General features: G+C 30.9%; 5 protein-coding genes. All 5 read right to left on the bottom strand.

Translation table 4 applies throughout. From position 1 onward, the window contains the following. Positions 1-3: 3 nt before the first annotated feature. The 5 genes from dnaE to rpoB all read right to left on the bottom strand — a co-directional run bounded on the left by dnaE (position 4) and on the right by rpoB (position 14,401). The gene (dnaE, locus tag ACW95P_RS03150; protein WP_457961781.1) at positions 4-2,928 is read right to left on the bottom strand and encodes a DNA polymerase III subunit alpha; all 2,925 of its coding nucleotides are present in this window, start codon (positions 2,926-2,928) and stop codon (positions 4-6) included. A gap of 129 nt (positions 2,929-3,057) precedes the next feature. Continuing rightward, complete coding sequence (gpmI, locus tag ACW95P_RS03145) at positions 3,058-4,572, bottom strand: 2,3-bisphosphoglycerate-independent phosphoglycerate mutase (protein WP_457961780.1); 1,515 nt, start codon at positions 4,570-4,572, stop codon at positions 3,058-3,060. A gap of 1,050 nt (positions 4,573-5,622) precedes the next feature. Then, positions 5,623-6,456, bottom strand: a complete 834-nt coding sequence (locus ACW95P_RS03140; protein WP_457961779.1) for an MAGa3780 family membrane protein — start codon at positions 6,454-6,456, stop codon at positions 5,623-5,625. A gap of 129 nt (positions 6,457-6,585) precedes the next feature. After that, positions 6,586-10,857 carry a DNA-directed RNA polymerase subunit beta' gene (gene rpoC, locus ACW95P_RS03135; RefSeq protein WP_457961778.1) on the bottom strand — a complete coding sequence of 1,424 codons (4,272 nt, stop codon included), beginning with the start codon at positions 10,855-10,857 and terminating at the stop codon, positions 6,586-6,588. Next, positions 10,841-14,401 carry a DNA-directed RNA polymerase subunit beta gene (rpoB, locus tag ACW95P_RS03130; protein ID WP_457961777.1) on the bottom strand — a complete coding sequence of 1,187 codons (3,561 nt, stop codon included), beginning with the start codon at positions 14,399-14,401 and terminating at the stop codon, positions 10,841-10,843. Before rpoB ends, rpoC begins: the two co-directional genes overlap by 17 nt. Positions 14,402-14,465 lie beyond the last annotated feature (64 nt).

Raw genomic sequence — 14,465 nt, 5'->3', positions numbered from 1 at the left:
TTATTAATTAAGTTTTGCAATCATTCAATTTTTATCAACTATATACCGATCGCCTTTGTTTGTGACATCAAAATATACAATCTCTCCTTGTGGTAAACTTTGAAAATTTTTTCATTGAGTGGAAAATACTAAAACATTAATTGTTTTACTACGATCACTTAAAATTAAACGTCCCATTTCGCGTTGATATTTATCATAAAAAGGACTAATCTTATTAACAACAAGAGCTAAACGCATAGTTTGTTGTTCAGCTAAGTCAGCTAGTAATGTTTCAGTTTCGAAAGGATTGATAATGACATTATTATAAGCATAGCCTAAATATTTTTCTTCCATTTTACGCTCAAACTCAGCGTCCAATGCAACTTCATTTAAAACAATTTCAAGATTAGCTGCAATGCTGTGATCAACAGTTTTAAGCGTCTTATCTAATGGGTTAGTTATAGTTACTAAATCACTATAAGAAAAAGCTGCATCTAAATTATTTAGTAATGTTTTGATATTGCCAAATTGGCGTAAAGCATTAGATTCAATTATCGTTGTGATATTAGCGCGACCTAAATTAATTAATTCAGCTCGGACAATAAAATCATAGAAACTCATAAAAGGACCATTTTTCCCAATTTCACTTTCAATTTTATCAATAGCAACTTTTCCTAAACCTTTAACAATGTTTAAAGGTAAATAAATTTTGTTATCCTCAATAAAACATTCAGAGCTTGATTTATTAATTAATGGTGATTCAATTTTAATACCTAAACTTTTAGCTTCAGAATAATATTTTTCTACAGTCGCCTGAGCTCCGTTGGCTGTATTGATTGCTGAAGCAAAAAACTCAAGTGGGTACTCACTTTTTAAATAAGCCATTTTATATCCCAACATTGCATAAGAAATAGCGTGCGACTTATTAAAACCATATGCCGCAAATTTTTCAATTAATTCAAAAATTTGGTTCACCAAAGCTAAAGAATAATTATTTGCAAGTGCTCCTTGAAAAAATTTTTGTTTCACTTCTGCAATTTCACTAAAATCTTTTTTAGAGATTGCTTTCCGTAAAATATCAGCATCAGAAAAACTCATTCCTGAAAACTTTTGACAAATTTCCATAATTTGCTCTTGATAAACAATTACCCCATAAGTTGAACTCAAAATTTGATTATATTCTTGAGAAACAAATGGAATTAAATCTGGGTTTTTTTTATTTTTAATATAGGTTGGAATCATTTCCATTGGACCAGGACGAAATAACGAAATAATAGCAGCTAAGTCTTCAAACTGATCAATTTTGACAGCCTTAATTGTATTAATCATTCCTGGCGATTCAAGCTGAAAAATTCCTATTGTTTTTCCACTAGATAGTAGTTGTTTGGTTTTAACATCATTCAATGGAATTTGAGCAATTGTTAAATTTAAATGGTGGCGTTGGTTAATTAAATCTAAAGTATTTTTTAAAGTTGATAAATTTTTTAATCCTAAAAAATCAATTTTTAATAGACCAAACTCTTCTAAATAATCCATTGAAAATTGAGTTTGCTGTTGACCATTTTCTAAAAACATCGTTGGAATAATATCGATAATTTTTTTATCCGAAACAATCACACCGGCTGCATGAGTTCCGTGTTGGCGTGGTAAACCCTCTAAAAATTTAGCAGTTTCATAAAGTTCTTTATAAATTGGTTTGCTATCAATTTTAGCTCTAAACTTAGCAATTTTTTCATAAGTTTCTTCAAGCGTTTGAATTGATGGCACCATTTTAGATAATTCATTAACTTCTGCAATACTAATTCCCAAAACTCGTGCTACGTCACGCAATGCCATTTTAGCACCTAATGTTTGAAAAGTAACAATGGAAGCAACATTATCATTACCATATTTATTAATCACATAATTAATAATTTCTTCCCGGCGATTATCTTGAATATCAATGTCAATATCTGGCATTGAAACCCGTTTAATATTTAAAAATCTTTCAAACAATAAGTTATATTTTAATGGATTAACTTCTGTAATATTTAATAAATAACAAACTAATGAGCCCGCCGAAGATCCCCGCCCAGGACCAATTACAATTTCATTATTTTTAGCTCATTTAATAAAATCTCAAATAATTAAAAAATAATCAGCAAAATTTAAGGTCTTAATAACTTCTAATTCAGTTTTTAAACGTTCTTTTAATTCTGGATAAGCTATTAATTCTGCTTTTTTAGATTGCAAGCTTTGTTCTAAAACTTTTTTTAAATAACTAAAAGAATCAATTCCTAAATCATTAGGAAAATGTGGTAAAGGATTTTTAACTTCTGGAAATTGCAAATCAATTTGTTCTACCAAAGCATTAGTGCGACTAATAATTTCGGGGTTTAAATCTTCAGGAATATAGCTTAAGCCTCGGAATTGCGATTTTAGATCGACTTCATTTCCAGCAATTGCTTGTAATGTTTTTAGATACTGATTTTCATTTGTTTTATTAATAACATGTTCTTGAACCCAAATTGCATTAGTGATGCTTAGGTCATTTGCAATAACATAATAATTGGGAATTGCTAGTTGTTTTTTGGTTATTGCAAAATAACCCTTAGAAGGATGGTCGATAACAATTAAATTAGTCACATTGATGTCATTAAGTGTAATATTCTCTTTGCTCATTTTGCGATTAGAAAGACGAGCTAGTTCTAAAAATCCTTGATAATTTTTAGCAATTAAAATTAAACGATAATCATCAACATCACAATCTAAACCAATGATAGGGGTGATGGCGTGTTTTTGAGCTAATTTTAAAAACGGCGCCACGCCAAACATATTGTTGTGATCAGTAATTACTAAATACTTTTGCTGGTTTTGTATAGCGAAATCAAATAATGATTTTAATGTAATTGTTGATTCTAAAAATGAGTATTCGGTGTTATTGTGGAAGTTAATTAGTTTAAAATTCATATTAAGTTAATTATAGCTATGTTAGTAATTTTTCGATTGAAATAATCATTTTTTATTTTGTAAAATCTTAATTAATTAAAAAGAACTTAATAAAAAACCTCATTAATAAATGAGGTAATTATTTAAAAATTATTTTGTTACAATTAATGAATCAGCATCCATTGTACTTGGTTTCTCGATTCCCAAATAGTCTAAAATTGTTGGTGCAATATTTGCTAATTTTCCATTTTTTAATTTCAATGATTTATCAGTTGTAATTAACATAACTGGGAAAGAAGTGTGTTTTGTTGCGGGCTTATGTTTTTCATCTTCAGTTAATTCAGCATTCCCGTGATCTGCAGTAATAAATTGCACCGCATCATTGCCTTCAACCCATTCTTTAATTCTACCAAGTTGTTGATCTAATACTTCAACAGCTTTGATGGCAGCTTGTAAATCTCCTGTGTGCCCCACCATATCAGGATTAGCAAAATTCATAATTACAACATCAAAATTTTTAGCTTCAGCTAATAATGCATCTGTAATTTCTTTAGCTGACATTTGTGGTGCTGTAGCATAAGATTCAACTTTTAATGAAGGCACCATAATACGTTTGCTATTTTGATATTCCACATCTTTACCACCATCCATAAAAAAGGTTACATGAGCGTATTTTTGTGTTTCTGCTAAACGTAATTGACTTACACCAGCTTTTTCTAAAACTTTACCAATCGGTTCAGTAATTTCCATTTCTTCAAAAGCAATATCACAATCAATTCCTTCGTATTTCATCATTGAAACAAATTCGGCAATTTGCACCCGTTTATTAGCGGGATTATGTGAATATAATGGAGTTTTAATAATTAAATGTGTTAATTGTCTTGCGCGGTCAGGGCGGAAGTTGAAAAAAATTACAGCATCGTTATTTTTTAAAAAGTGGGTATGTGGGTCTGAATTAATTGCCGGTTTTAAGAATTCATCAAAAATTCCTTCACTATATTGGGCTAAAACATATTCCTTAGCGCTTGTAAAATGATTTTTTGAAATTCCAAGAATTGCATCATAAGCTTGTTCTACTCGATCAAACATTTTGTCACGATCCATAGCATAAAATCTTCCTGAAATCGAAGCAATTTTGTAGTTTGGTTTTTTAGCTAGCACGGCTTCTAACTTTGCTAATGATTCTAAAATTGATTGTGGTGCTACATCACGCCCATCACCAAAAACATGCACAGATAAATTTTCAACTCCATGTTTTCAAGCTGATTCAATTAAACCAAATAGATGATCTTCTAATGAGTGAACTCCACCAGGAGATAAAAGCCCCATAAGGTGTAAGGTTGAGTTATTTTTTTTCGCCGCTTCAAAAGCTTTTAAAAATTTAGGATTTTCTCCAAATGTTCCATCTACTAATGTTTTGTTGATTAATGACAACCCTGTATAAACAACAGTTCCAGCCCCGATGTTTAGATGACCTACTTCACTGTTTCCCATTTGACCTTCAGGTAAACCAACGTATTGTCCTGAAGCTTGAATTAAAGCATAAGGGTATTCTTTGAAGTATTGATCAAATGTTGGGGTGTGAGCTAATTTAAAAGCATTTCCTTGCTCATCATCACGTAAACCCAAACCATCGATAACTGTTAAAATTAAAGGTTTTTTCATTGCGCTCCTTTGCAATTTTTTTGTAATTTCTGTTAAAAATAGTGTAAAAATTTAGTAATGAAAATTATAACTTATATTAATTTATTTAGAGCTAAAAAAGCGTGAAAAAAGTAGCTTAAATAACTTAGCTACTTTTAAAAAATATAATTTTAAAATTTTTGATAAAAAATTTAAACCAATTTATGCATTAATTATTTTTATAAACATTTAAGTTGCATTAAATTTTCTGAGCAATATAATTAAATTTAACTGTTTTTTTTATATTTTAGAGCATAAATTAAATTTGGGTCTTCGTTTTTTTCTAAATTTTCAATAAAATAATCATAGTCCTTATATGCTGCATCTATGTATTTTCTATTTTTTTGAGGTATAAAAGAATGAATCAATAGCATAATGCTAAAAGCATATAGTATCGTTAATAAAGAGGGTGTTGCTAAAACAACTACTGTATAATTAAAATAAAATGATTTAAATCAGCTGAAAATAATATCATTATTATTTCACAAGCCTCTATTAAGTAAAAGGTTGTTAGTATAAAAAATATAAATCAAATTAACAACAATTATCAAACTTGATATCGCCTGCAAAATTGCTAATTTTATACAAACAAAGCCCTCTGCTTTATACCAAGTTAAATTCAATATAGTTCTATTTACAGAAACGGCTTTATTAATTTTAGCAAATTTGAAATAATTTAATATTTGATTTCGTTTTAGATATAAAACTAGTTTTGTATCGACAAAAACAAAATAAACAAAGTTTCAAATTAAAAAAAATAATATAAAAATACATTCAATAAAACTTATTCAAACAACTACATTTCTAAATATTGATAAATCAAAAGCAACATAAAATATTAGCACCAATGAAACAACTATGACATACAAATAATTTATGTAAACTGTTAAGTTATAAAATTTTTGTATCTTTTTCATTATTTAAGTTTAATTTTTAAAAATTAAATTTAACCTTTCTATTAATTAAAAATAATATTTTAAAGCTTAACAAAAAGTAAACTTTTGAAGTTCAAAGTTTACTTTTTGTTCATTCTTATTTATGTGCTTTTTTCAATTTACATTTAGCAACTAATTTGTCTAATAAAGGTAAATTAATTTTGACTTTTAAAATCACTTTGTAAAGTCAAACAAATAATCAAGGAATTACAGCAGCAATAACAAACATTAAAATATCTAGTACAACTACTGCTCCTAAATTACCTTTTTTGTAAAATAGTGGTTTTTCAAAGTTTAAAAAGCTATAAATTACTGCTGGTTTTCCGTTTGCTGCTTTTGATGCAAAAAATAAAATCAATGCAAAAAAGAAGTATCCCATTACATAGCCAGCACTAACTAATAAAGCTTTTTTGCCAATCACTACATCTTTGCGTACATAAATTAAAACTGTAACCCCGACAACAAAGTGGATTAAATGGGTAAAAATACTACGCATTGCACTATGGAAGCTGCTGTAAGTGGTAAAATCTCATTTTCTAGTATATGAAATTAAAGATCAATAAATAATTGTAGTAATTGTCATTAAAATTACAGCTACAAATAGCAATTCACGCATTTTAGCAGCCTTAGTTTGGTGATGTCAAAAAATACCTAATAACACAAGCGTTACTGCTAAAAATACATTAGTTTGGTTAGTAAAATAAAATAGTGGCGCTGCTTGCTTCAAAACTGCATCCATCCGTAAATATTCTTCGACTTTATTTTCTTCTCCGGCTTTAGCTTTTCTAACAGATCCTGATCCTAAAACCATTTCTGTTACAATAAAAATAAACATCAAAATTGACATTATGATTCCCGCTGTTAAAACTCAAAATTGGGGATTCTTTTTTCAATTTGAAGTTAAAAATTGTTCTTTAAATTTTTTAATCATGCTTTCAATTTTAACAAATTTTTATTTTTAGCTACTAAATTACTTGTTACTAAAAGCAACTTTTACTAAAAAAAATGCAATTTTGGATAAAAAAACACTAAGTATAACACTTAGCGTTTTAATTAGAAATTAATTATTATGATTTAAAATTTCATCCATTTCTTCCACAATTGCCGCTGGCTTAGCCGCTGGCTTTTCAAAATATGAAGCAGGATCTTTAATATCAAATTTTGATTTAGGTTCAAAATTTGATGATGTTCCAGCTGGAATAATATGACCTACAATAATATTTTCTTTTAGCCCTTCAAGATTATCAACTTGATTTGAAATTGAAGCATGAACTAAAATTTTTGAAGTTTCTTGGTAAGAAGCAGCTGCTAGGAATGAATCAGATAATAAAGGAATTTGTTTTGCCCCTTTAATGATTACATTACCAAAACATGGTTTTTTACCCTCTGATAACAACTTACCATTCACACGTTTGTATTCTAAAACATCAACGATCGATCCTTCAAATAAATCAGAATCTCCCGGATCGGTGATTACAATTTTTGAAAGCATTTGTCGAATTACAATTTCAATGTATTTATCACTAATTGAAATTCCTTGCATTCTATATAGCCGTTGAATTTCTTTTAGTAAGTAATTTTGCACTCAATATGAATCAGCATATTTTAGTAAGTCTTTTAAGATGATTGGTCCTTCAACTATTTTTGAACCAGGAATAACTTTATCACCAGGTTTTACCCGCAGTTTTCTTGATCCTTGAATGTGGAAGGCTTTACGCTCCCCGTTTTTAGTAGTCATTCAAACTAGTTGCTCATTTAATTCATTACCATCCGCATCTTTTTTGACTTCAATTTCGTCAATTACACCATTTCATTTTGAAATAATTGCTGGTTTACCTCATGGATTATCATAAGCATCGATTAATTCAATTAATCGTGTAAATCCACCGGTAATATCTTCAACCCCAGCAACCCCTCCGGTATGGAAGGTACGCATTGTTAGCTGTGTACCCGGCTCACCGATTGATTGAGCTGCAATAATCCCCACAGCTTCACCAATTGTAACTAAACGATTTGAAGCAAGATCTTTTCCATAACAAACTTTACATACACCGTTACGAACATTACATCCTAAAATTGAACGAATTTCTACTTCAGTTACCCCACTATCAACAATTTTTGTTGCTAGTTCCGGTGTAATTAAAACATTAGATCCAACAATTTCTTCACCAGTTGCAGGATCATAAACTGGTAAGTTTGTGAAGCGCCCTTCAATTCTTTCTCATAATGGCACAATAATTTGTCCAGTTTTGGTGTCAATAATATTTTTAACAACAAATCCAAAGTCAGAGCCACAGTTTTCTTGACGCACAACAATATTTTGTGATACATCAACTAGACGTCGAGTTAGATATCCTGATTTAGCAGTATTTAACGCTGTATCAGTTAGCCCTTTCCGTGCCCCGTGGGTTGATGAATAAAATTCATAAGCAGTTAGCCCCTCAAGGAATGAAGATTTAACTGGCACTTCCACAGTTGAACGTACAATTCTTTCATTTTCAGCATCGGATTTAGTGGCTTTGGTATTATTTGCCATCAATCCCCGCATTCCCGCTAGCTGAACAAAGTTGGCAATATTTCCCCGCGCTCCCGATTTCATCATCATAAAAATTGAGTTATCAGGTTCTTCACTAGTAATTTTATCTAACTGTTTTTCAACTTCAACTTTTAATGCAGCTCATTTTTCGATTGATAATTTATAACGTTCATCATCAGTGATTAAACCTTGATTAAACATTTTTTTCAACTTGTCAGTATATTCTTCACCTTGTTGAATAATTTTATCTTTGTTTGGAGCAACTTTAATGTCAAAAATTGACATTGTAATCCCTGACTTAGTTGAATATTCAAAACCAATATCTTTAATTTTATCCAAAACTTCAGCTACTGCATTGGTATAACGGAATCAAACTTTTTCTAATAACTCAGTTCGTTCTTCGGGTTCGAAACTACGTTCTACTCCTTCATTTCTTAAAGTGATACGACGATTAATTTTTTCAAACTCTTCTTTAGTAAATAATGCTAAAGATTCAGCTGATTTTAATGCTAATTTTTTACCTTCATAATCATTTAAATTACCATATTCTAAAACAGTTTCGGTGTAATTGTCACTATTAATATTTTTAATTACACTAGCGACATCATCCATCGATACACTTGGCACATAAGCTGTATAAACTTGTGAAACTACACGGGCAATATCTTTTTTAGTTAATGGAGCATTTAGTGGTAAGTTTTTGATAAATTCTGGCACATTTGTTCCAGGATTAATAGCGTATTTTTCTTTGATATCATGAAATCTTGCGAAAAGATTATTAACATCAGCATCAAATACAAATGGGAAATTTTCTGGGAAAACTTTATTAAAAATAAATTTTCCAACAGTTGAAACAACATAACGTGTATCATGTGCTTCTTCTTTAATGTTTTTTAAACCGCTATATGGTAAAGCTACACGAGCATGTAATGAAACATAACCATTTTCATAAGCACGCATCATATTTTGGAATGAACTATAAACATTCCCCTCACCTTTAGCACCAGTTTCTTCTTTAGTTAAGTAATAAAGTCCTAAAATAATATCTTGTGAAGGGTTAATGATTGGTTCACCATCTTTAGGCCCCAAAATATTTCGGTTAGCAAACATTAATTCACGCGCTTCCCGAATCGCTTCATCACTAATTGGTACGTGAACAGCCATTTGGTCACCATCAAAATCGGCATTAAAAGCAGTAGTTACAAGTGGGTGCAATTTAATTGCTTTTCCCCGCACTAAAACCGGTTCAAAAGCTTGAATTGATAAACGGTGTAAAGTTGGAGCACGGTTTAATAAAACTGGTCTTCCTTTAATCACTTCAGCAACGTGTGGTCAAATCCGGTTGTCTAATTCTTCCACCATTTTTTTAGCACTTTTAATTGAAGGTGCAATTTCTTTTCTCAATAAAGCATTAACAATTCATGGCTCAAATAATTTTGCTGCCATTTCCCGTGGAATTCCTGCTTGATACATCTTTAATTCAGGACCAACAACAATAACACTCCGACCAGAATAGTCAACCCTTTTCCCAAGTAAGTTTTGTCTAAAACGCCCTTTTTTCCCAACTAGGGCATCAGAAATTGATTTCAATGGACGATTGTCTTTTGAAACAATCGGTGACGGTGTTTTTTTCTGATTATCAATTAAAGCATCAACTGCTTCTTGAATCATCCGTAATTCATTTTGCACAATTAGCATCGGCGCTTCTTGTTCTTGTCATTTTTTTAGCCGGTTATTACGAATAATGATCCGACGGTACAATTCATTAATATCACTAGTTGAATGTCTTCCACCATCTAGTTGAATTAGGGGTCTTAAATCTGCAGGAATGACCGGTAAATCAGTAATTAACATTGATTTAGGATCTTGCTTTGAATTAATGAATGAATTAATTACTTGTAATCTTTTGTATAGTTTTTCACGTTCTTGACGTTTACTATTAGTTACTTTTTCTTCAGAATTATCAAGCGCATTAATTTTGTTAATTTGTGCTTTAACTTCATCGCGTTCTTTTACTAAATCAATATTTGCCAATAGATACTCAATTGCAGCTGAACCAGTATTAATTTTAGCTTCTGAATATTCTTCAATTATTTCGTTTAATTCATAAAAATCAACTCCATAATCTTTTCCAATTTTAGAATTAGCTCGTTCTTCTAAATCTTCAATTGCTTCTTTTAATTCGATATAAGCCTCAGTTCCTGGTTCATAACGCTCTTGAATTTCTTTTAAAGCTTCATAATAAATTAAAGCAGCATCAGAAATTTCAATAACCTTATTTTTAGGTAATGATTTTAATCCACCTGATTCTAAAACAATGTGACTTTTGTAATAAATTAATGATTCAATTGCATTCCGATTAACTGAATTATTAGTTCCTTCTACTTTTAGTCCTAATAATTTAGCTAAAATTGAGTGATCAATTTTAAAATATCAAAAATGGACAACAGGTGCATTTAAATGGATATGACCCATTCTTGAACGCCGCGAAATTTTTGGTAAAATTTCTGGTTTAATTTCTTCACACTGTGATGTAGCAGTACAAATTGTGCCTTCGTTTGATTTCTTGTATTTTTTTCCACACACTGGACATTTATGATCGATTGTTGGACCAAAAATTAATTCATCAAATAAACCTTCACGTTCTGGTTTATAAGATTTATAGTTAACAGTTTCAGGCTTAGTAACTTCACCATGTGATCATTGTAAAACTTCATCACTAGTTGCTAATGCCAAGGAAATTTTTTTAATTTGATTTTCATCAATTGATGAATATTTTCTAGACAATATTTTCATTATTAATAAAATCTCCTTTTTGTTGTAAATGTGATTTTTCTTTTTCGTGAATTTCTAATTTAATACACAATCCTCGTAGCTCATAAGCTAAAACACTAAATGATTCCGGCATTCCCCGAGTTGGAATTTTTCCACCTTGAGATAAGGCGCTATATAAACGGTTTCGCCCATCAATGTTATCTGATTTATAAGTTAGTAATTCTTGCAAGATATGTGAAGCTCCATAAGATTCGATCGCCCATGTTTCCATTTCTCCAAATCTTTGTCCCCCGTTTTGAGATTTTCCTCCAAGCGGTTGTTGGGTAATTAACGAATAAGGTCCTACGCTTCGCGCATGCACCTTGTCGTCAACCATGTGGTACAGTTTTAACATATACATGACACCAACAGAAACTTTATTATCAAATTTTTCTCCAGTTACACCATCATAAATATCAACTTTACCATCTTTAGGTAGTCCAGCATCTTCTAATAATTCTTGAATTTGGTCATATTTAACCCCATCAAATACTGGTGAAACAAACTTTACACCCAGCGCCTTAGCAGCCATTCCAAGGTGCAACTCTAAAACTTGTCCCATATTCATCCGTGAAGGTACCCCTTGTGGATTAAGGATGATATCAATAGGTGTTCCGTCTGCTAAATGTGGCATATCTTCAACTGGTAATACAAGCGAAATAACCCCTTTATTACCATGACGTCCCGCCATTTTATCCCCAACTTTAATTTTCCGTTTTTGTGCAATGAAAACTTTAACAATTTGCTCGATTCCATCTTCTAAATTATCACCTTGTGCACGTGATAACACTTGCACATCAATAACAGTTCCAGCATGACCATGTTTAACTTTTAAAGAAGTATCTTTTTTACTTGATAATTTTTGACTAAAAATAGCGTTCATTAGTCGTTCTTCGGGAGTGGGATTGTCTTCTAATTTTGGTGAAGTACGTCCAACTAATAAATCTCCAGCTGAAACTTCAGAACCAACAATCACGATTCCATTAGCATCTAAGTGACGCTTAGCATGGTTAGATACGTTTGGAATTTCGCTAGTTAAAACATCATTTCCAGCTTTAGATGAACGAAATTGAATTGTTTGTTCTTCAATATGAATCGAAGTAAAGACATCATCGCGCACTAAACGTTCGCTAATGATAATCGCATCTTCATAGGTGTAACCTTTTCAAGTAGAAAAAGCGACTAAAACATTTTTTCCTAATGCAAGTTCACCCACATCTGAAGAAGGGCCATCAGCAATTAAATCACCAGCTTTAACAACATCACCAATTTTTACAATTGGGCGTTGGGTAATTAATGTTCCTTGGTTTGATTTTTCAAATAGTCGTAAAACATATTTTTTAATGTTACCTTCAGCATCTTTGATTTGAATTTTTTCAGAATCAACATAAACAACTTCACCATCAGTGGTAGCACGAATGTTAGTTGTTGCATATTTAGCAATGTCAGCTTCAGCTCCAGTTGCTACAAGTGGTGCTTCAGCTTTTACAAGCGGTACAGCTTGACGCTGCATGTTAGAACCCATTAATGCCCGGTTAGCATCATTGTTTTCTAAGAAAGGAATTGCTGAAGCAGAAATTGAAGTCATTTCTTTCGAAGAAACATCAACAAAATCCACTTCTTCAGGTTTAACAATTAAATAATTTGAATTTTTTCTTACTGTAACAGCATTATCAGTGATTCTACCATTTTCATCAACTGAAATTGTTGACTGCCCAAATGAAAAACCAATTTCTTCAGCAGCAGTTAATCACACTACTTGTGAATAATCAACGACACCATTATTAACTTTGAAATAAGGAGCTTGAATAAATCCATAATCATCGGTTTTAGCGTATGTTGCATAATTAAGAATCAACCCGATGTTTTGCCCCTCAGGAGTTTCGATTGGACAAATTCTTCCATAGTGAGTTGGATGCACATCCCGCACCTCAAACTGCGCAGTTTCACGGTTCAATCCACCAGGACCTAAAGAAGTAACCCTTCTTTTATTAGCAATTTCTGAAAGCGGATTATATTGATCCATAAATTGTGAAAGTTTTGATGAGTTGAAAAATGTTTTGAATTGGTTATAAATTGGCTTATTGTTAGTAATATTTCTTGGAGTAATTTTATCAATTTCTTTTGATGAAATTCTTTCCTTAGCATTTTTTTCTAACTTGCTTAAGGCAATTTTTAATTGGTTTTGTAATAATTCCCCAATTCCAATAATTCGTTTGTTAATTAACGAATCTGGGTCATCTTCTTTTCCGATATTATCAATTAAATTAAAGTAGTAAGAAACAATGGCAACAATATCTGAAATTAATAAATGAGTCTCTACTGATTTTGGATCATTACCAATAACTAAAATGGGTTCAGCATTTTGTTCCATGCTTTTTTTCGAAGCTCAAACCTTAACCATAATAACTTTGATTCTGTCTTTTAATTCTGGATGATGCTCTAATTGTTTTTTATAAACATCAGCAGTTACCCCGGGAATATCAACACTTGCTAAGATTTCGTTATTAAATGCAGTTTGAATTTCTTTAGCAAGATGCTTGTCAATATAAGTTCCTTTTTTAAAAACTACTTCACCATTATGAGCACTAATTAAATCTTCAGCTAAAAAAGTGTCTGTAATTCTTTCGATTAAATTTAATTTTCGGTTTAGCATGAAACGCCCAGTTTTTGAGAAATTGTAACGACGATCATTAAATAATGTTGTTGGCAATAAGTTTTCTACTGCATCATCAGTTAAACGATCTCCTTTACGAATAATTCGATAAATAGCTTTTTGCGCTTCTTTCATTGAGTTAGTTTTGTCTTTTTTCAATGTTTCTTGTAAAACACGTGAATTACCAAATAACTGATGAATTACACCGTTTTCATCAGAAATTCCTAAAGCTCTCAAAAATACAGCAAGTGATATGTTTTTGTTTTTATCAATTCTTACTTTAACATTATCAATTGTATTCCCAGTTACCCGATGGTAAATTTCAACTCATGAACCAAGTTGTGGCAGGATTTCAACCTTGTTGAATAAATCGTCAGCTTGTTTATTACGCACATTTAATCCAAAATAAACCCCTGATGAACGAATTAATTGTGAAACAATAACTTTTTCACTTCCGTTGATAATGAATGTTCCAGCTGAAGTCATTAATGGAATTTCTCCAAATAATACCGCTTGTGGTTCACCAACCTCAGAAGTTTCAACATTTAATTTTCTTAAGTAAGCATAAACTTTGCAAACATAAGAATCACCTTTTTGTTTAGCTTCTTTTACTGCTTCAAATTCATTTTTAGGTTTTTCAATTTTCAACTTGCGATTACGCATATATTGAATTTCAACTTTACCATTACTTGATTTGATTGGATAAATTTGATTTAAAGCTTCATCAATTCCGTGTTCTAAAAAATCATTAAATGATTTTCTTTGATTTTCTAAGTAATCTGGAGTTTCAAAAATTGTTCCAGTTTTTGAATAGCTTCTTCGAAATGTTTTTGGTCCAAATTGTTTAAGTTCAAATTTTGCTTTATTCACTTTAACCCCTTGAATATAAGATAAAACAAAATGTAAAAAAGAAAGTAAAAAGCTATTTTATCAA

It is taken from the genome of Mycoplasma pogonae (assembly GCF_054170725.1).
Note: the sequence above shows the minus strand (reverse complement) of the source record. Positions and strands in the feature narration are given on the sequence as shown.